Origin of the sequence: Mucilaginibacter sp. P25, from assembly GCF_050859465.1 — a bacterium.
Lineage (GTDB): Bacteria > Bacteroidota > Bacteroidia > Sphingobacteriales > Sphingobacteriaceae > Mucilaginibacter > Mucilaginibacter gossypii.
In genome coordinates, this window is the sequence record NZ_CP193937.1 from 6666523 (window position 1) to 6683212 (window position 16690).

23 protein-coding genes are annotated in these 16690 nt (G+C 40.0%); 8 read left to right on the forward strand and 15 right to left on the reverse strand.

Going from position 1 to position 16690, the window contains the following annotated elements; all coding sequences use genetic code 11:
* Position 1: 1 nt before the first annotated feature.
* Together ACRQ5D_RS33600 and ACRQ5D_RS33605 are read right to left on the reverse strand one after the other, a co-directional pair.
* On the reverse strand, positions 2 to 766 hold the full coding sequence (locus tag ACRQ5D_RS33600; protein ID WP_091170242.1) for a hypothetical protein: 765 nt from the start codon (positions 764 to 766) through the stop codon (positions 2 to 4).
* Between the two features lie 163 nt (positions 767 to 929).
* Positions 930 to 1580, reverse strand: a complete 651-nt coding sequence (locus ACRQ5D_RS33605; RefSeq protein ID WP_091170245.1) for an HAD family hydrolase — start codon at positions 1578 to 1580, stop codon at positions 930 to 932.
* A 430-nt stretch (positions 1581 to 2010) separates the two neighbouring features.
* Here ACRQ5D_RS33605 and ACRQ5D_RS33610 point away from each other — a divergent pair, with 430 nt between their 5' ends.
* The 3 genes from ACRQ5D_RS33610 to ACRQ5D_RS33620 all read left to right on the forward strand — a co-directional run bounded on the left by ACRQ5D_RS33610 (position 2011) and on the right by ACRQ5D_RS33620 (position 4036).
* Positions 2011 to 3147, forward strand: coding sequence for a GAF domain-containing protein (locus ACRQ5D_RS33610; RefSeq protein ID WP_091170248.1), 1137 nt, complete (start codon positions 2011 to 2013; stop codon positions 3145 to 3147).
* Between the two features lie 120 nt (positions 3148 to 3267).
* Positions 3268 to 3462, forward strand: a complete 195-nt coding sequence (locus ACRQ5D_RS33615; RefSeq protein WP_090533335.1) for a cold-shock protein — start codon at positions 3268 to 3270, stop codon at positions 3460 to 3462.
* Between the two features lie 187 nt (positions 3463 to 3649).
* Entirely contained in the window at positions 3650 to 4036 is a 387-nt protein-coding gene (locus tag ACRQ5D_RS33620; protein WP_091170250.1) for a YtxH domain-containing protein, read from the forward strand.
* A 71-nt stretch (positions 4037 to 4107) separates the two neighbouring features.
* On the opposite strand, the gene ACRQ5D_RS33625 is transcribed toward ACRQ5D_RS33620, so the two are convergent.
* The 5 genes from ACRQ5D_RS33625 to ACRQ5D_RS33645 form a co-directional block, all read right to left on the reverse strand.
* Positions 4108 to 4443, reverse strand: a complete 336-nt coding sequence (locus ACRQ5D_RS33625) for a hypothetical protein (protein ID WP_432327958.1) — start codon at positions 4441 to 4443, stop codon at positions 4108 to 4110.
* On the reverse strand, positions 4440 to 5270 hold the full coding sequence (locus ACRQ5D_RS33630) for a M1 family aminopeptidase (protein ID WP_432327961.1): 831 nt from the start codon (positions 5268 to 5270) through the stop codon (positions 4440 to 4442). The genes ACRQ5D_RS33625 and ACRQ5D_RS33630 overlap by 4 nt, the downstream gene beginning before the upstream one ends.
* 104 nt (positions 5271 to 5374) lie before the next feature.
* On the reverse strand, positions 5375 to 5563 hold the full coding sequence (locus ACRQ5D_RS33635; protein WP_432327963.1) for a hypothetical protein: 189 nt from the start codon (positions 5561 to 5563) through the stop codon (positions 5375 to 5377).
* Positions 5551 to 5970, reverse strand: coding sequence for a hypothetical protein (locus tag ACRQ5D_RS33640; protein WP_432327965.1), 420 nt, complete (start codon positions 5968 to 5970; stop codon positions 5551 to 5553). The genes ACRQ5D_RS33635 and ACRQ5D_RS33640 overlap by 13 nt, the downstream gene beginning before the upstream one ends.
* A gap of 275 nt (positions 5971 to 6245) precedes the next feature.
* The gene (locus ACRQ5D_RS33645; RefSeq protein ID WP_091170257.1) at positions 6246 to 6752 is read right to left on the reverse strand and encodes a DUF892 family protein; all 507 of its coding nucleotides are present in this window, start codon (positions 6750 to 6752) and stop codon (positions 6246 to 6248) included.
* Between the two features lie 155 nt (positions 6753 to 6907).
* Here ACRQ5D_RS33645 and ACRQ5D_RS33650 point away from each other — a divergent pair, with 155 nt between their 5' ends.
* The gene (locus tag ACRQ5D_RS33650; protein ID WP_091170261.1) at positions 6908 to 7858 is read left to right on the forward strand and encodes a Smr/MutS family protein; all 951 of its coding nucleotides are present in this window, start codon (positions 6908 to 6910) and stop codon (positions 7856 to 7858) included.
* 64 nt (positions 7859 to 7922) lie between these two features.
* Here the strand turns inward: ACRQ5D_RS33650 and ACRQ5D_RS33655 are convergent, their stop codons facing one another.
* Complete coding sequence (locus ACRQ5D_RS33655; RefSeq protein ID WP_431198892.1) at positions 7923 to 9278, reverse strand: alpha-L-fucosidase; 1356 nt, start codon at positions 9276 to 9278, stop codon at positions 7923 to 7925.
* Positions 9226 to 10071, reverse strand: a complete 846-nt coding sequence (locus ACRQ5D_RS33660) for an alpha-L-fucosidase (protein ID WP_431198893.1) — start codon at positions 10069 to 10071, stop codon at positions 9226 to 9228. Before ACRQ5D_RS33660 ends, ACRQ5D_RS33655 begins: the two co-directional genes overlap by 53 nt.
* 291 nt (positions 10072 to 10362) lie before the next feature.
* On the opposite strand from ACRQ5D_RS33660, the gene ACRQ5D_RS33665 reads away from it, so the two are divergent.
* The gene (locus ACRQ5D_RS33665; protein WP_091170268.1) at positions 10363 to 10590 is read left to right on the forward strand and encodes a hypothetical protein; all 228 of its coding nucleotides are present in this window, start codon (positions 10363 to 10365) and stop codon (positions 10588 to 10590) included.
* A gap of 355 nt (positions 10591 to 10945) precedes the next feature.
* On the opposite strand, the gene ACRQ5D_RS33670 is transcribed toward ACRQ5D_RS33665, so the two are convergent.
* Together ACRQ5D_RS33670 and ACRQ5D_RS33675 are read right to left on the reverse strand one after the other, a co-directional pair.
* Positions 10946 to 11743, reverse strand: coding sequence for a carboxypeptidase-like regulatory domain-containing protein (locus tag ACRQ5D_RS33670; protein WP_091170273.1), 798 nt, complete (start codon positions 11741 to 11743; stop codon positions 10946 to 10948).
* A gap of 134 nt (positions 11744 to 11877) precedes the next feature.
* The gene (locus ACRQ5D_RS33675; RefSeq protein WP_091170277.1) at positions 11878 to 12504 is read right to left on the reverse strand and encodes a MarR family winged helix-turn-helix transcriptional regulator; all 627 of its coding nucleotides are present in this window, start codon (positions 12502 to 12504) and stop codon (positions 11878 to 11880) included.
* A gap of 129 nt (positions 12505 to 12633) precedes the next feature.
* On the opposite strand from ACRQ5D_RS33675, the gene ACRQ5D_RS33680 reads away from it, so the two are divergent.
* The 3 genes from ACRQ5D_RS33680 to ACRQ5D_RS33690 are packed head-to-tail and all read left to right on the forward strand — an operon-like array spanning position 12634 to position 13790.
* Positions 12634 to 13110: a hypothetical protein gene (locus ACRQ5D_RS33680; protein ID WP_143020805.1), complete on the forward strand. Its 477-nt coding sequence runs from the start codon at positions 12634 to 12636 to the stop codon at positions 13108 to 13110.
* A gap of 9 nt (positions 13111 to 13119) precedes the next feature.
* The gene (locus tag ACRQ5D_RS33685; protein WP_431198897.1) at positions 13120 to 13287 is read left to right on the forward strand and encodes an NAD(P)H-binding protein; all 168 of its coding nucleotides are present in this window, start codon (positions 13120 to 13122) and stop codon (positions 13285 to 13287) included.
* Positions 13288 to 13298: 11 nt separating this feature from the next.
* Complete coding sequence (locus ACRQ5D_RS33690) at positions 13299 to 13790, forward strand: NAD(P)-dependent oxidoreductase (RefSeq protein WP_431198898.1); 492 nt, start codon at positions 13299 to 13301, stop codon at positions 13788 to 13790.
* A gap of 136 nt (positions 13791 to 13926) precedes the next feature.
* Here the strand turns inward: ACRQ5D_RS33690 and ACRQ5D_RS33695 are convergent, their stop codons facing one another.
* Genes ACRQ5D_RS33695 through ACRQ5D_RS33710 form a run of 4 tightly spaced genes read right to left on the reverse strand, consistent with a single transcriptional unit; the run spans position 13927 to position 16690 of the window.
* Complete coding sequence (locus ACRQ5D_RS33695) at positions 13927 to 15297, reverse strand: hypothetical protein (protein WP_091170289.1); 1371 nt, start codon at positions 15295 to 15297, stop codon at positions 13927 to 13929.
* A 57-nt stretch (positions 15298 to 15354) separates the two neighbouring features.
* Positions 15355 to 15654: a hypothetical protein gene (locus tag ACRQ5D_RS33700; protein WP_431198899.1), complete on the reverse strand. Its 300-nt coding sequence runs from the start codon at positions 15652 to 15654 to the stop codon at positions 15355 to 15357.
* Positions 15655 to 15704: 50 nt separating this feature from the next.
* Positions 15705 to 16271 carry a TonB-dependent receptor domain-containing protein gene (locus ACRQ5D_RS33705; RefSeq protein WP_432327970.1) on the reverse strand — a complete coding sequence of 189 codons (567 nt, stop codon included), beginning with the start codon at positions 16269 to 16271 and terminating at the stop codon, positions 15705 to 15707.
* Complete coding sequence (locus ACRQ5D_RS33710) at positions 16172 to 16690, reverse strand: hypothetical protein (RefSeq protein ID WP_432327972.1); 519 nt, start codon at positions 16688 to 16690, stop codon at positions 16172 to 16174. The genes ACRQ5D_RS33705 and ACRQ5D_RS33710 overlap by 100 nt, the downstream gene beginning before the upstream one ends.

Sequence of the window (16690 nt, forward strand, 5' to 3'; positions counted from 1 at the left end):
GCTATCTGAACCGGTAGCCAAGTCTTAACTGTACATAGGTACCAGCTTCAACAACGGCCATATAGTTTTTAATCTGCATAAAATAAGCAGCGGTTACAAAACCAGGGTTATAAGCCCTGTAAACGTAATCGCTGTTTTTGTTTCGGTATACGTTGTCGTTGCCAAATGTACCGCCCCAAAAAAGCCGGAAACCAAACTGATTGGCAACTTTATTGGTATGAAATATAATTTCAGTTGTGCCACCTAATGTAAACAGACCGGCACGCGGATCAGTGTAAAAGCCCGGTTTATTGGTGACAGCTTTCCTAAAGTTAAGGTAATCGCCAAACTCATGACTATAGGCCGCTTCAAAGCCAATAAAGCGTAAATCGATATGCCCGCTGCTCACAAAAAAGTTTCCCGATAACCTTCCTCCTGCCGCTCCAAAGAACTTATTTTTAAAGTAGTTGGGATCTTGCGGCTCCAATTCGCTGTTATGATAATTACCTAATGTACCAAATGCGCCGTAAGCCAGGTTGAAATGATCAAATACATGTGCGCGGCTAAAATTAAGCTGTGCGCTAACCAACTCGTCTGAGTAATTAGGGCTTTCATCAACTACTAAAGCCCCCGAAATATAATTTGCCGATTTAACAGCATCGGCAGATACCGGTTTAGGCAGATAAGCAATATCGCTATGGTGCATGGCCGGCGCATAAATATGATCACTGCACGAGCTTATGATCATACTGGCCAGGAGCAAAAGCAGGTTGAATTTAAGTTTCATTGTAAAAGGTCCGGATCGGGTTTATAAACTGGATACTGAACAATTATACGCTAAAACAAGTAATAAAATAACACACCCTACTGTTTATTTTGGGCAAACGCATTTAAATGGGGTTAACATGAGTTAACACATTCAAATGTTATACATTTACCCTGGCTATTTATTATACCAGGCTGCCAATAAAGTCATCCGTAAAATCATCGGCAAAATGAATTACGTTTTGCAACGCTTCAAACTCATCCTGTTGGTGCGTTGTAGTAAGTACAACGGCTTTCATACCTGCATTAGCGGCAGCTTCAGCACCTTTAGGTACATCCTCAAACACAACACAATCTGTAGGTAAGGAATTCAGTAATTCGGCAGCTTTTAAAAATGTTTCTGGGTGGGGTTTACTTAGTACCACGTCATCGGCACTTACTATAGCTTTAAAATAATGCCTGATGTTAAGGTTATCCAGTACAAAATCAATGTTAAAAGGAATAGCTGCTGAACCGATAGCCATAGGGATACCGTTTTGATAAGCTTTTTCCAAAAACTCATGCAAACCGGGCAACAGTGCCAGGTGGGGTAAAAACTCATCCTGGTAGCGCTGTTCTTTAAGGTACGAAAGCCTGTTCATTTCCTCGGTAGTAAAGCGGTTAGGGCCAAACATACGTACCAGTACTTCCTGATTTTTGCCGTACATCTGTGGTTTTACTTCATCCCAGGTAAAGCTGCCGCCAAGGTCGGTATTTAAAAGATGTTGCCATGCTCTGGTATGATAAGGCATGTCATTGATCATAGTGCCGTTGAGGTCGAATATAAAGGCCTTCATATATTAATTTTCAATTTAAGAGATAAACCGAGCGCGGTTTTTTGGCAAACTTAAACCTTTAAAAAACTAAAAGTTGAATTATGCCACATATTCTTTAAACACATGAGTGATTTGTTTTTAACAGCTGCACGATGGATGAATAATATTGTTCGATTTTTTTGGCGGGACATTAGTCTTTTCATGTACTCAATCCATCCGATAAAAAAGGTACTTAATCCGAAAGATTTTATCTATAGTGAATTTCCACCTTAAACAATAATTAACCAGTTAAATTGTATTAAAATCATTGCCATTATATCTTTTTATTCTGTAATTTATACAACTATTAGCTAAACTATTGCGTATGTGTTTAATAAGCTCATTATTATTATAGTGTGCGTAAGCTCCGTGTTGGATTTATAAAAAACTACTAATCCTTATACAATATACAATGAATAACGAACCCCTGCGCCTGCGTGCCGTTAAGAGATTTAAGGATCTGGATAATGACATAGCGGTTGATTTAAATGATATAGTAGGATTAGCAGCTCAGATCTGCGGCACTCCCGTCGCCCTGGTTACTTTGCTCGATACCGACATGCAGTGGTTTAAAGCCGCTACCGGCATCAATATCAGCTGTACCCCACGTGATTTATCATTTTGCAATCACACCATTATCCAAAAACAGGTGTTGGTTGTGCCCGACCTGCTTAATGACAAACGCTTTAACACCAACCCTCTTGTTATTGAGGATCCACAGGCAAGGTTTTATGCAGGCGCCCCTTTGATTACTAAAGATGGCCATGCCCTTGGTAGCCTATGTGTTATTGACTTTAAGCCCCATGAACTTAACCAGCAACAGATTAAATCATTAAAAACGCTGGCCAGGCAGGTTGTAAACCTCATGGAACTTAATTCAAGTTTACGTTCGCTTGAGCAGCAGCACCAGCAGTCGCAATCACAAAAAGCGTCTATCAGCGAATCGGAAATGAAGTTGAAAGCAATTTTCGACAGTTCAAAAGATACCCATATCCTGGTTGGCCGTAATCTTGAGGTTATGGCATTCAATAAATCTGCGTCGGTTTTTATCAGAAGCCTATATAATAAAAAACTGGCCAATGGTGATAATATTATCGCTTATACAGAGCCGGCGCTGGTAAATTCATTTTCGAAATACTTTGCGATAGCATTAACCGGCCGTTCCATTAAACGGGAATGGGAACTGCTGTCCGGAACGCCAAATGCCTGCTGGAAAGAAACCTCATTTATCCCTGTAAAAAATAATAGCAGCGAGGTAATCGGGATAGCTATTAACTCAACAGATATTACTACACGCAAAAGACACGAGGAACAAATCAATATTCAAAAAGAGGCGCTTAACCGTATAGCTATCATACAATCGCACGAATTGCGGAGGCCGGTGGCATCCCTGCTTGGTATATTAGACCTCATGCGGATGGAAAATATTGATTTTGGTTACTTTAATATAATAGAACATACCGTTAACGAACTGGATGAAAAGATACGGGGAATAGTAAAAGATTCGGAAGATACCATCCAGGGAGGCCATTTGGCAATAGTAGCCTGACCATCAATTATCTAAAATCCAAATACCATTCCACAGGTTTGGTTTACACCTAAATTACGCTTTGGCTATTGCTGATTACGGTAAATTATAACTACCTTGGCGGCATTAATAAATAAAAGAATGCAAAATCAAGGAACAGTAAAATTTTTTAATGAAACAAAAGGTTTCGGATTTATAGTACCAAGCAATGGTGGTCCGGATATTTTTGTTCATTCAACAGGCCTTATTGACGAAGTTCGTGAAAACGACACCGTTGAATACGAAGTTGAAAACGGCCGTAAAGGTCTTAACGCGGTAAATGTAAAAGTTATATAATTATAATATAATCATTAAGCCTACCAGGCACTCAAAGTTTGAGTGCCTTTTTTTGCTTTATTTTTTTGTTAACCTGCTGCGTACATCAGCTTAATATTTGAATGTTACTTTCAAATAAAAACTGGCATTGTTGTTGTTTATTCCAATAATATCATAAATCGACTACACATAAAACAAAGAAAAGAACATGAAAGATCAAGCAAAAATTATAGCAGCACTATTGGTAGGTGCAGCGGCGGGCGCGGCTTTGGGTTTATTGTTAGCTCCTGAAAAAGGAACAGAATTAAGAGGCGATATAGCAGATTATATAAACGACCTGGTTGATACTGCCAAAACCAAAGCGCAAACAACAGCCGGAGATATTAAAGATTACAGTAATAGTGTGATTGACAAAGCTAAAACCAAGTTTAGCGGAACTGTTAGCGACCTTTGGGACGCTAAAGATAAAGCTGTTGATGCTGCAAAATCAAAAGCCGACGACCTTGCAGGGAAAGCAGGTGACGCCGCGGATGAAGCGAAATCAAAAGTCAAAGCGACTGCCAATGACTGGAACAATTCTGTACAGAACGCATAATATTTAGTACTATTATAAAATAATAAAACCCTGCCAGTTAGCAGGGTTTTATTATTTTATAAGCTTTTCTATTATCTATTCCATGAATTGTTACTTTCATCGGCATCCATAAATATGCCGCCGTCTAAAGTAACTGATTTAATGGTCTTAGTGGTTTTGATATCTATTGCAATTTGCTTTTGATTTTTTTCCCAAACCACGGGGGTTTGATGAATGCTCTCGCCGGAACCATCAGCATAAGTAATTTTTACATCAAACGGAATTACAAAACCGCCCACGTTTTTAATTGCTACTGTATAACCACCGGCTGCTTTGGTTACGCCTTTTACCGACAGATCAATATAGTAATTAGTAAAGAACCAGTTATTGAAAAACCAATCGAGGTTTTTACCTGTAATATTACTCATAGAGTTAAAATAGTCCCATGGTATTGGGTGTTTGCCATGCCAGCGGTCCATATATCCATGCAGGGCTTTTTGAATAGTTGATCGCCCAGCATGTCTTTCAGCGCTAAATAACTTAATGATGGCTTACCATATGAGTTATTACCGTACCCACCCCGCAATTCGCTCGATGGTGTAATAACCGGCTGATCTTCGGCGGTTGAAGCATCATGGATCCATCTGTCAACACGGAAATTTTTGTACAATGCTTCAGCTTTTTCTTTGCCAACTTCTGATGTTCCTATCAACAGTTCAAAAGTTGTTGCCCAGCCCTCGTCCATAAATGCATAACGGCTTTCATTAATACCCATGTAAAAAGGAAAATAGGTATGCGCTATTTCATGATCCTGCACAAATTGCGAAAAGCGTACATCATTGGTATGGCTATCGTTAACCATCATAGGGTATTCCATATCTGCAAAGCCCTGAAACGATGTCATCTTGGGGAACGGATATGGCACGCCCGGCCAGTTGTGGGACAACCAGCTTAATGAATTACGGCCGTTTTGTACCGCATGGTGAAAATCTTCCGAGCTATCTAAAAAAGCTGCCTGCATACTGGCGCGGCGGTTTGTTGCGTCATCAACCACAACGCTGGCCGCATCCCATACATAATGATCACTGATGCCTACAGCCATATCGCTGATATCGTTAGCGGTCCAGGTCCAGGTATTCATCTCCTTTTGAGCCGTTACTTTATGGGCGGCAAGCTCAGCAGCCGATGCAATATTGATAGTTGAATCACTGGTGAATGAAGCCTTCAATCGTTTTGCATATTCAGGCTGAAGCACCTCTTCAGGGTTTTGCAGGGTACCGGTAGCCCAAACTACGTAGTTTTTAGGCGCGGTAACGTGCAGGGTATAGTCGTTAAAGTCGTTGTAAAATTCCTGAGCATCTAAAAAGGTAGCCTGTCCCAGCCATTGTAATCGTCATAAACCGACACCCGCGGATAAAAATAAGCCAGGTAGCAGGTAGTCGAATCGATCATTCCTTCGCGGCCGCTTTCTTTCGAAACTTCAAAATGCCAGCCAATATCAAGCTTAACAGAATCATGAGGCATCAACGGCTTACTTAAACCAACCATTTGATTTGTTGAACCTGATGCAACTTTTTTGCTTCGCCATTAATTGAAAAGCTATCAAACTGAATGCCCGGTGTAAGATAGTCAGCCCCTGCATCGCCAAAACGGGCGGCACCCGGTTTATGAATGTTCAGGATAAGCTTCATGTTAAGCCTTTTTAAAGTATCCGGACTATTATTAACATAAGTGATCTGTTCTGTGCCTTTCACAGTACGATTTTGAGGCACAGCCGTAATACTGATATTATAACGACCATAATTTTGCCAGTACTTTTTGCCGGGGCGGCCATCAGCCGAGCGCGTTTCGTTTTTGAATGCTTTTTGTATATCGCGGGGCATATACAAGGTTTGGGCCTTAACCTGTATAAATGCAATGCAGGTTAATGCAGATAAAATGAAGGGTTTGGTCATATGTCTTAAATTTCTTTGCCAATTTAAATTAATTGGACTAAATAACGATATGCAGGAAACATTAATCGGAAAATTTAAAACAAAAAATCGCTTGATAAATCGCTATATCAGAGCTTATTTTGTAACAAAGCTGTCACAAAGATTATTTACAAATAAATATTTTGCGGTATCGGATATATTTTTTTACTTTGTTATCAGTTATTTTAATAGGGGTATTAAATAACTAACATTTAAGCCATCTGCGCTATGCGGATGGCTTTCTTTTTTATAGATACTTAATCTGCAATTATATATTCTTTGCTAATAAGCGTAAACAGCTCATCGTTGTCAATTGATTCATCTTTACATTCGGTAAGTAATTGTTGAGCTTCAGTATAATTAAGCTGTTGGGCCACCATTATTAACATATGGCACGATGTAATATTAATATGCTCAAGTAACTGCAGATACAACATAATATCCATATCCAGCAATACAGGTATAGTTTGCTCTTCATCCAGGCAAAACTCATCCTTAACAATGGACTTTATAGGGTTGCAGTTCTTGTCTGACGGAATTTCATTAATCAGGGTATACACCTTCTTCATCCGTTCTATCTGCTTTTTAATATCGTCCCAAAACTCCTGTATAGCCTGCTGCAATGCAGTAAACGAAGCGAGACTTTTCAAATGTGCAAGATGTTTATCAAGGTAACATTTACCAAAATAAATACGGTTAAGATTGTGGACAAATACCTGTTTTAACAAATCGTTATCCAGTGTTTTAGGGGTATTGTTGCTCATGGTATGAAGTTAAAAGTATATAGTTAGGGTTTATATATTTCTTAAAAGCTGTTTCACGCAATTGCTTATCAAACTTACCTTAAAAATAACTAAGTTTTATTACCCGGACAGATGTGCCGGGATAAATTAACTTTGCATTACAATAACATAATGCTATGAAATATAAATTAGGCAATTTTGTTCGATTTGTTGATGAAAAAATGGAAGGTTTTGTAACGCGCATCATCGACGAACAGATGATAGGTGTTACCGGCGATGACGATTTTGAGATTCCGGTACTTGCCAGCAAAGTAACTTACGTTCATGGTTACCAACCTGCAGGGGCGACAAAAAGCAACAATACAACGGATGAAAAGCTCGTAACACCAGGTGAATTTGTTAAAAAAGGCGTTTATATAGGTGTGGTTACTGATACCAGGGCAAGTTCTGTCGTACATTTTCATTTAATCAATGAAACTTCGTTTCAGCTGCTCGCTACTTTAACAACGGATAAGCAACAGGTATTTAAAGGCGAATTTGCAGGGATTATTGCGCCAAAATCAACCGAAAATATCTACTCCGCCCAACTGGCCGATCTGCAGGTTTGGCCAAAATTTATTTTCGGCGTTTTATTCAGCACCAAACAAAATGTTGAACCACCGGCACCGTTGGCTGTACATGAAAAGTTTAAGGCCAAGGATTTCTCAACCACTAAAAAGAACATTCCATTACTTAACCAGGCCGGCTGGCTCATCAGGCTCGACGAGCCTGAACTGGTTATTGATGCTCAAAAACTGAAGGAAAGCTTTTTTGAAAGCCCTACCGAAAAAATAGTGATTGAAAAGCCGGTTAGCGAAGTTGACCTGCATATAGAAAAGCTGCGTGACGATTATCAGTTTTTAAGCAGCGCTGAAATTATGGAGATTCAGCTGGCCCATTTTCACAAAGCGCTGGATGCAGCTATTGTTCATCAACTACCTGATATTACTTTTATACACGGTGCTGGCAATGGCACGCTGCGTAATGAACTGCACAAACAATTGGGCAGGCATAAAAAAGTACAAACCTTTATGGATGCCCGTAAAGAAAAATTTGGTTACGGCGCTACCAAGGTGTTGTTGAAGTAACAATTTACAACAGCATCAGCCACCTTACGAGGTTTGAAACCTTGGCAAGGCGGCTTTTATTTTCTTACTTTTTCGTAAACACAATTTCAAGATTAGGCAACTTTAAAGTTTGATTCGGCGATGCGGGATCATGTAACTTTAAACTCACCGGGTAAAGTTCATTTGCTTCAAGCGTTAAAGGTTCGAGATCTTTAATATAGATATTTTGTGGAATACTATGTGTGAGCGCAAAAGGGATGTTCTTTTTAAAGTTGTTGAACACTTTTATTAGTAACTGGTTATTGCCGGGTATCAAATCCAAACCGATGACATGACTTACAGAGGCAGCCTTACCCGGATTATTATTGATGAGCAGTTGCCTCCCATTAAGCAAAACAATTATGCCATCGCCGCTGGTAATCTTAACCTGCGCGTAAATTAAATCCTTGCCTGCGTTGATGTTTTGCAAAATGTAGTAAGCATTATCCATGCCTGCGGGCAAATCAATCAGCTGCCCGTTTTTATAATCGTCTATAGACCGCCATGGTTTATCGGTGTCTTTGGTAAAAGGTTTTGAGATATCGATTTTATCCGCGCGGCCATTTAAACCTCCTAAGCCTGCGGAGTATGGGCCGGTTATATATAATGGACCCCATTTTATTTTAGCCGTATCAGGTTTATACTTCATCTTCCTATCGCTGTCGAGCTCGAGCGTGGTGGTTACATTGTTTACAGTTAGGTCAACAATACTGCCTTTTTCTTCGTCGGTATATTGTATAGCAGGCTGGTATTTACCTTTGTGTTTAGGCTTAATTGTCCAGCTTTGCTTTACCGTACTTTGATAATTGCTGTTATAATCAATGCCCGATGAACTATAATAATTATAAGCGTTGTGCTCATCCAGTTTCATGTGGTCATAAATGCTGCTCAGGATATGAACAGGTTGCACTTTGTAACCTTCGGCAATGCCAACCGCTATAACTTTTATTTGGTTTTCACTGTCAAAACCTGCGGGTAAGGTTATCACAGCGGCATCAATTGCCTGTTTAAAGCTAAGCGATTGTTGTTCGCCCAAAACAGAAACATTACTGATCCTGCCTTCCAGGCCGGGTAAAGAGATCAGGCCATCAGCGGGTACCGAGGTTACAAAAAGATAAAGCTTATTGGGTTTAGCAGTTATATTACCCCATTTAAAGGGGGTAAAAAATGGATCGGCAGTTGTGCCATAAACAGCTTCGCCATTTTTATAGAGCCAGGTGCCTATCTTCAATAAAACATCCTTTTCAAAACCAACTACTGAGCCATCGCCTTTGGGACCGATATTAAGCAGGTAATTACCTCCCCTGCTAATCACGCGGATCAGGCTTTCCAATTTCTCTTTATACTTTTCATCCTCGCTTCCGCGTTTTTGCCATGATCGGTAGCCCCAGGTTCTCGTCAAAAAATGAAGCAGGCGACTGCCAGGGCACTCCAATGGAATAATCGGGATACTGATTATCACCCATTACGGCAAAATCGCCCTGATCATTACCCAAACGGCTGCTTACCATACAATCAGGCTGCAAGCGGTGCACCAATTGATAAAGTTCTTTACTTTGTTCAGGGCTTTGCGACCCCATATCAAACCAAAGTTCGGATATAGTGCCATAGTTTGATAGTAACTCGGTTACCTGCTTCTTGTTATATTCATGATGCTCGGGTGTTATATAATCAGAATTATGACTTGATATGGGTGACGCCTGCGGATAATGCCAGTCTATCAGCGAAAAATACAAACCGAACCTTAAACCCTGCCTTTTACAGGCTTCGGCCATTTCCTTTACCACATCACGGTTAAATGGAGTAGCATCAACCACATTAAAATCGGTAGTTGCAGTTTTAAACATGCAAAACCCATCGTGATGTTTTGAAGTTAGTACAACAGAGCGCATTCCAGCCGCTTTAGCCAGCAGGGCAATACTATCAGCATTCCAATTTACCGGGTTAAAGTTTTTGGCCAGGTTGGCGTAAGTATCACTGTAAATACCAGCATGGGCCTGAATTTGCTCACTTAAGCCGCGGGTAACCGGCTTCCCATCCCAAACACCACCCCAAACTGAATAAATGCCACCGAAATGGATAAACATGGAAAACTTTTGATCTTGCCATTGCTTTATCGAAGAAGATGACGGTTGTGCAGATACAAAATGAATACAAAATAATAACGACAACAGTGGGCTTATGATTTTTTTCATGAGGAGGAATTCAATATCTCAAAGTGTAAAAAAGTTGTTAATAAACAAAAACCTCACAACTTGAAATTGCGTGTTGTAAACTAACGATTGCACAATTATGCACACAAAACAACTCAACTTACACTTTTGCTAATAAACATGTTACATAATTGTAAAATCTGCTTCACAAATTGCATTTTTTTAATAAAAATATTATTTGCATCTTTGTAGCAACACAGCCCAACCCTAATTCATAATGAAAAAATTCTCTTGCTCAGCAGCAAGGGTTCATTTAACCTTTAAAAAAACGTAATGTCCGAATCTATTCAAATTCAACCCAATATCCATTGTGAGCCTTGCAAAGAATGTGGTGCACGTCCCGTAATTGATCAAACCCGTAAAGGTTTTATAGTTACCTGCCCAACAAATAAAAAACATTATGCAACTGCTCCCGGTATGGTAAATATTGACGAATGGAACAGGTTTAACCAAAAATCGCCTGTGCTTACAGGCACACAATATAAAAGCAAAGCCTCATAAAAACTATTCCATAAAGTAATAGTTTCAGTTTTGGGTATTTAACCAATAAAAGCCTGCTTATGAGGATACAATGGGTTTAATTGTATTCATGTTATGCATATTGTAGATACTGAAAATGAACCTTCAAAAAAAAGGCACAGCTATACATTTTGTCCACAGTGCCAAACTAATACCGGCCAAAGGATTCACAGGCCGGCATTGTTAAAGCTATTGACATTTTGGCTGCCGGTTAAAAGGTATTTTTGCTATAGCTGCAACAAAAAATACCTGGTAATTGAAAGGTAACGAAACCGGTCAGTAACAATACACGTTCTATTGTTCAAAACACAGTATCGCTTAATAATACAAGACCATTTCACTTTGCAAAAAGCAGGGCCGTTTGCCTGCTACCCGATTTGAGATACTCAGCGTAGCTTTTTTTAATATAACTGATCATATCATAATCGTTCATCTTTTTCACTTTTTTAATTTCGGGGTGATATTGGTTCATAAAATTTTGCAGCGAATCGCCTTTAAGATTAGTTATTGAACTCACCTTTTCCGGCGAAAAAAACCGGTCCACATATTCATCTTCTTCATCCTTCAGCAAAATCTTTTGCAACTTTGATTGCGGAGCTTTGTTCTTATTCAACATATCGATCACCGACAGCAAGTTGATGCTCAAGATAGTTGCTGTACTTTTATCCGCATTTATGTGATTGCTGGGCTTACCAAAATCAAGATCAGCCGGACGTGCTATAAACGCATCTTTTATGGTTGAGCCACGATAGGCAAAAACAGAGGCAAACTCCCTCCTGTTACGTAATGAATCGGCCCTGGCATTACGCCTGGCCCTGATTTTTACCTCACTTAAAACAGTTGCCGCGGGCTCAATGTAACATCTTAAGGTATCAAATTTTAAAAAACTGACTATAAGCTTAAAAGGCTTGTAACCTATGCTGGTGATCCTTAAAGTGTCACCGGGCTTTACGTTGGCTAACAAAAATTTCCCTTCGACATTACTTATGCTTTTTGATGCCGGTGTATTGATAAAAGCATTTGCCACCGGCAAATAGGTAGTTTTATCAATAACGATACCTTTAACACGCTGGGCAAACAGATTTATTGACAAGAGCATCAATATTACTGTTGAGGTAAGTTTCAATGTTTTCATGACGGGTTCAGTTAACAGGTGAGCAGGTTAACTAAATATACGCATAAATTATTAACCTTTACGCTTTTAACAAATATTAACACTTGCCGCATTACGGTCACAAAACTTTTCTTTCCGTTAAAAAAGCCAATAAACTACTTTATCATAGCTTCAAAAATTTCATCAAAACTTTTGCTTTTAAATTTTTGGAAGGTTCCGTCAAACTTTTCGCTAACGGGGTTAAGCAGTTGAAAACAAAGCTGTTTATCTTCCTCGCTCAATGCGCTGGTCATCATTCGCGCAACTTCAACTACACGTACTTTGGCTTTTCCAAGAGTTTCCTCTCCAAGGGCTGTTAATTTTAAACGCTTAATACGTTTATCATCAATATCTTCATACTCGGTTATCAGTTCGCGTTTTTTTAGCCTGTTAAGCATATTGGTACCACTTGATAGTTCGATTATATTATTATAAATAGCCTCAGATTTTATTGGGTTAACCTGGTTAAAAATAGTAGCCAATATACCGAACTCCTCTATCTGATCAAGCCCTGTACCTTCAAGCGCTTTGTTTGAATATACCATATGGTACTTCCCTATCCGTCTTATCAAAATCATGAGCTTGCCGTTAATTCCCGGCCTTAACTGCCAGTCGGGCGTTGCTTTCTTCTCATCTGCTGCCTTGGCCATTAGCTGATGCCGGAAGAAATCATCCAAATTACAACCGGGATTTTTCTCCTCATAATCGCCCCAAAGCTTAACCAATTCAACTGTTTTATTCACGTGTTATTTCCTTTTGGTATCAAATCTAAAAAAACGTCTCCAATATTTGCTATTTACTTTCTTTTGGTATAATATTGTATTATTTTACTACCATATGGTATATTTTATAAATTTAATCAATCATAACAAATGAATACCTCACTCTTTTTACCAGCACTATTAATACTACACTTAACAGGGCTAACGATAATGGCGGGCACCACCATTGTTGATTTTACAGTATTTAAAACCTTTTGGAAGCATTTTGATGATAATACAGAAAAATCAAAAGGTATACTGGCAGGTACATCTAAGTCATCAACACTGATTGGAATAGGTGCCGCCCTGCTGGTTATAACAGGCATTGGCATGATGGCCTTAACCCATGGCGTATTTGGCGAACAGCTATGGTTTAGAATAAAAATAGGAATTGTTTTGGTTCTAATGCTAAACGGGATATTTTTTGGAAGGAAGCAAGGCGAAGAGTTACGAATGATTATGAATAACGACAAAGCTTACTTAGCAGAACGGGTTGACCAAATTAAGGTGAACCTTAATATCTTTTTTACAGTACAGCTGATATTGTTTTTCAGCATAGTTTTTTTAAGCATTTTCAAATTTAGTTAATCGCAAAAAATGGAAATGCAACAAAACATCCCTATTTATAAGTTAGTAATTGTAGGCGCAAACGGCGGCATTGGCAGGCAGTGCGTTGAACAGGCCCTTCAGGCCGGGCACCTGGTTACCGCAATATTACGAAACCCGGCCAAATTAGCAATCGAGCACCCCAATCTAAAAAAGTAAGCGGTGATGTTATGCAACCCGGCGCATTTGAAAATAATTTTGAAAACCAGGATGCTGTAATTTCGGCAATAGGCGTAGCCGGTGGCGTCGGATCAGATAAACCCACGGCTTTGTATTCGCAAGGCAATGCCAATATTTTAAAAGCGATGGAACAAAAAGGCATAAAACGCATGTTCCTGATCTCGGCCAGTGCAATTGAAATAAGCCCCGTACTCCCATTTTATATCAGGCTTGTTGAAAAATATGTAGTTCAAAAACTGCTGAAACATATGTATACCGATTTGCTCAAAATGGAGGTGGTGATAAAAAGCAGTAACATTAGCTGGACTATCATTAGACCACCGCAGCTTACAAATCAGGCTGTTACCGGCACATATCGCATAGCTATTAATGCATTTCTTAAAAACTGCCTGAAAATATCAAGGGCTGATGTTGCGCACTTTATCATCAATAACATTGCTAACCGGGATATTTACCAGGCAACAGTTGAAATTGGATATTAACACTAAAATTCCGCCAATGAAGCGGGACATTTTTAACTACTGTTAACTTAGCGATCCAATCAAAGCTGACTATCTCATATAATAAAAAAAGACCTTTCCATTACTGAAAAGGTCTTTTTTGTTAGTACGCTGCGGATTATTTTCCGTAAACTATCCAGGAAGCTTTTGACCAGTCATTAGCTGGATCGATCGCACCTATATAGTTGGTTTTATCAAAGAACGAATCGGATAAGGAGCCATCAAACTTGCCCGCAACAATTGCCGGTGAACCTGCTTTAGGCAATAAGTTTGGAGCAGCATTGTTAAACGGATCGGTCAACATAATATCTGCTGCAGCAGTGAATGATTTTGTGCCATCACGGCCTTCAACTAATGTTTTTAAACCTGCTGCGTCCAGTAAACCAGCTGTAGCCAATTTGTCAACTTTATAAGGTGATGTTACCGCCTGCAGCAAGCTGTTTTTTAAACCGCTTGTTCCGGCGATATAATACTGAGCGGTTGGGTCATTATCCAGGTCTAAGCCCGCTTTTTGACCTCCCATTACGATGGCATTAGCCAAAATAAATTTTGCACCTCTTCTCCAGCGCATACCATAGCCGTAATCCGCAGATACTCCTGTGGCGTTATTAGGCCCTATAGCCGTAAAGTTTGACAACAAAGGGAATGTGTTAGGAGTTAATAAATAACCTTTAGCATCTGTTGTGTTATCCACTTCAAAATTGTTGGAGATATCACCGCTGGTACCTTTATTATCAGTAAATGCCGGATCTTTAACAGAGATCGCGTATTGGATCTTACCATGGTATCCATCATCAAAATCAAAGTCATCATCGGCATTGTTATAGGCAACCAGGTATTTAGCATTAAATGAACCGCCGAAAAACTCGTAAGCATCGTCAAGGCCGCGAAGCACTTCAATGTGATCTACTTTGGTACCGCTGCCAACAGTGTACATACTTAAGCCGTTTACTTCATCACCTGGATTAACCGCTTTACCGGCATATTCAATACGTACATATTGTAAAACACCTGAATTATCAGCGTCGTTTGTGCCGCCGAATGGCTGGTGCTCGGTATCTACGCCACCTTCAAGTACTGCGTGGTTGCCATTACCGGTAGCCGACCCAACGATCACAAGGCCACCGAGATTACCTGGTTTCGGATCAGCCTCCGCCGAGGTGAAAACAATTGGCTTATCAGCAGTTCCGGCGGCATTGATCTTACTTCCTTTATAAATAATGAGCACACCTGCTGAGTCTTTATTGCTCACAATTTTGGTTCCCGGATCGATGGTTAAAGTTGCATTATTATCCACATAAACGTAACCGCGAAGCCTGTAAGTAATATCGGCGGTCCAGTGCGTGTCTTTAGTAATCTTTCCCCTAACATCCATTTTGGTAACAGCAGGAGGATTAACCGGCGGATTTGTACCCGGGTCATTGTTTTTTGAGCAGGAAGCTAATCCTATCATGGCTAATGAGCCAAGTAAATACAACGTTTTTTTCATAATAATTGTTAATAATAATTGATAATAAATTGCAATGCCTTTTACTGTATAGCGTGATTATTTTTTGAAACTGAAATTATATTTGAACGAAAGGGTTGTTCCAAAACCCGAATAACGGCTTTGGATTATTTTATCCTCTTTAGCATTATATGCGGTACTCCCCGAGCTTCCGTAATTATTATACAATGCAAAAGGCTGCGCAAGCAGGTCGGATACGGTCAGTTTAAGCTCGGCACGCTTTTTAAATAAAGCCTTACTTAGCTGCATATCGATCACATTCCGCGGCTTCTCATAGATATCCACACCACCGGTAACGGCCCTGAAACGTAAACGCTCCCCTATCCTGTTATAAAGCACGTTGAAAGAAAAATCACTACCTTCTGGCGTATAATACAGGCCCGAGTTAATCAGGTAGGGTGACTGTCCCTGAAGGGGGTAGACGCGTTACGGCCATCAGCCAGCTTTACCTTGGCATTGATATAGGAAGCATTCACATAAAATGTTACATCATTCAAGAAACTTCCTTCAGCAATAAAATTCAGTTTCTTCCTCATCTCGGCTTCAAAACCGAAATCCTTGGCATTGAGCGCATTCTGATAAGTCAAAATATCGTTACCCTGATTAATCTGCTCGATCGGATTCTTAAATTTCTTGTAAAAAGCCGAAACCGAGATGATCTCCCCTCCTGACGGATAATATTCAAAGCGAAGGTCTGCGTTATCAATTATACTTCGCTGCAGGTCCGGGTTACCGCTGACGATAAAGTTAGTCTGGTAGTCAAAATAGCGAAAACTGGCAAGCTCTCTGAACTCCGGGCGGTTTACCGACCTGAAGTATGCCGCACGTAAATTCACCTTCTCCGATAAACTATAGGTCAGGTTACCCGAAGGCAGAACATCGGTATTATTATATTTCTGTTCGGTCTGGCCCAGCGGTTTAAGCGACTGCGCATACCGTTCAACACGTGCCCCCAAACCAAACGGATTTTTTTGTTCAGCTTATTGTCCAGCATCACATAACCCGCGTCCTGATCGGCTTTTCCTTTGTAATCGGTGGAGCTAAGGTCCAGGCGCGACAGATCGATCCCGTTTTGAGCAATACTTTGAGGACTGAACACATTAAAGATCGTATAACCGCCGGTGAGCGGGATTGCTTTGTTTCCGAAGCCTATGGCGTCAGTGTATCCCAGCGCGTCAATGCTGAAATCACGGTCACGATGAGAAATAAGCCCACCAAATTTCAATTTCTGCGACTCATCAAGCCACTTGAACGGAACTGCCAGGTTTGCTTTCGCGCCGTAAATATTTTCATTTAATTTTGAATACACACGGCCAAGGTCATTAGGTTTGGGGCTGTTTTCGCTGGATAATGAGATATATTCGGGCTGGTTCAA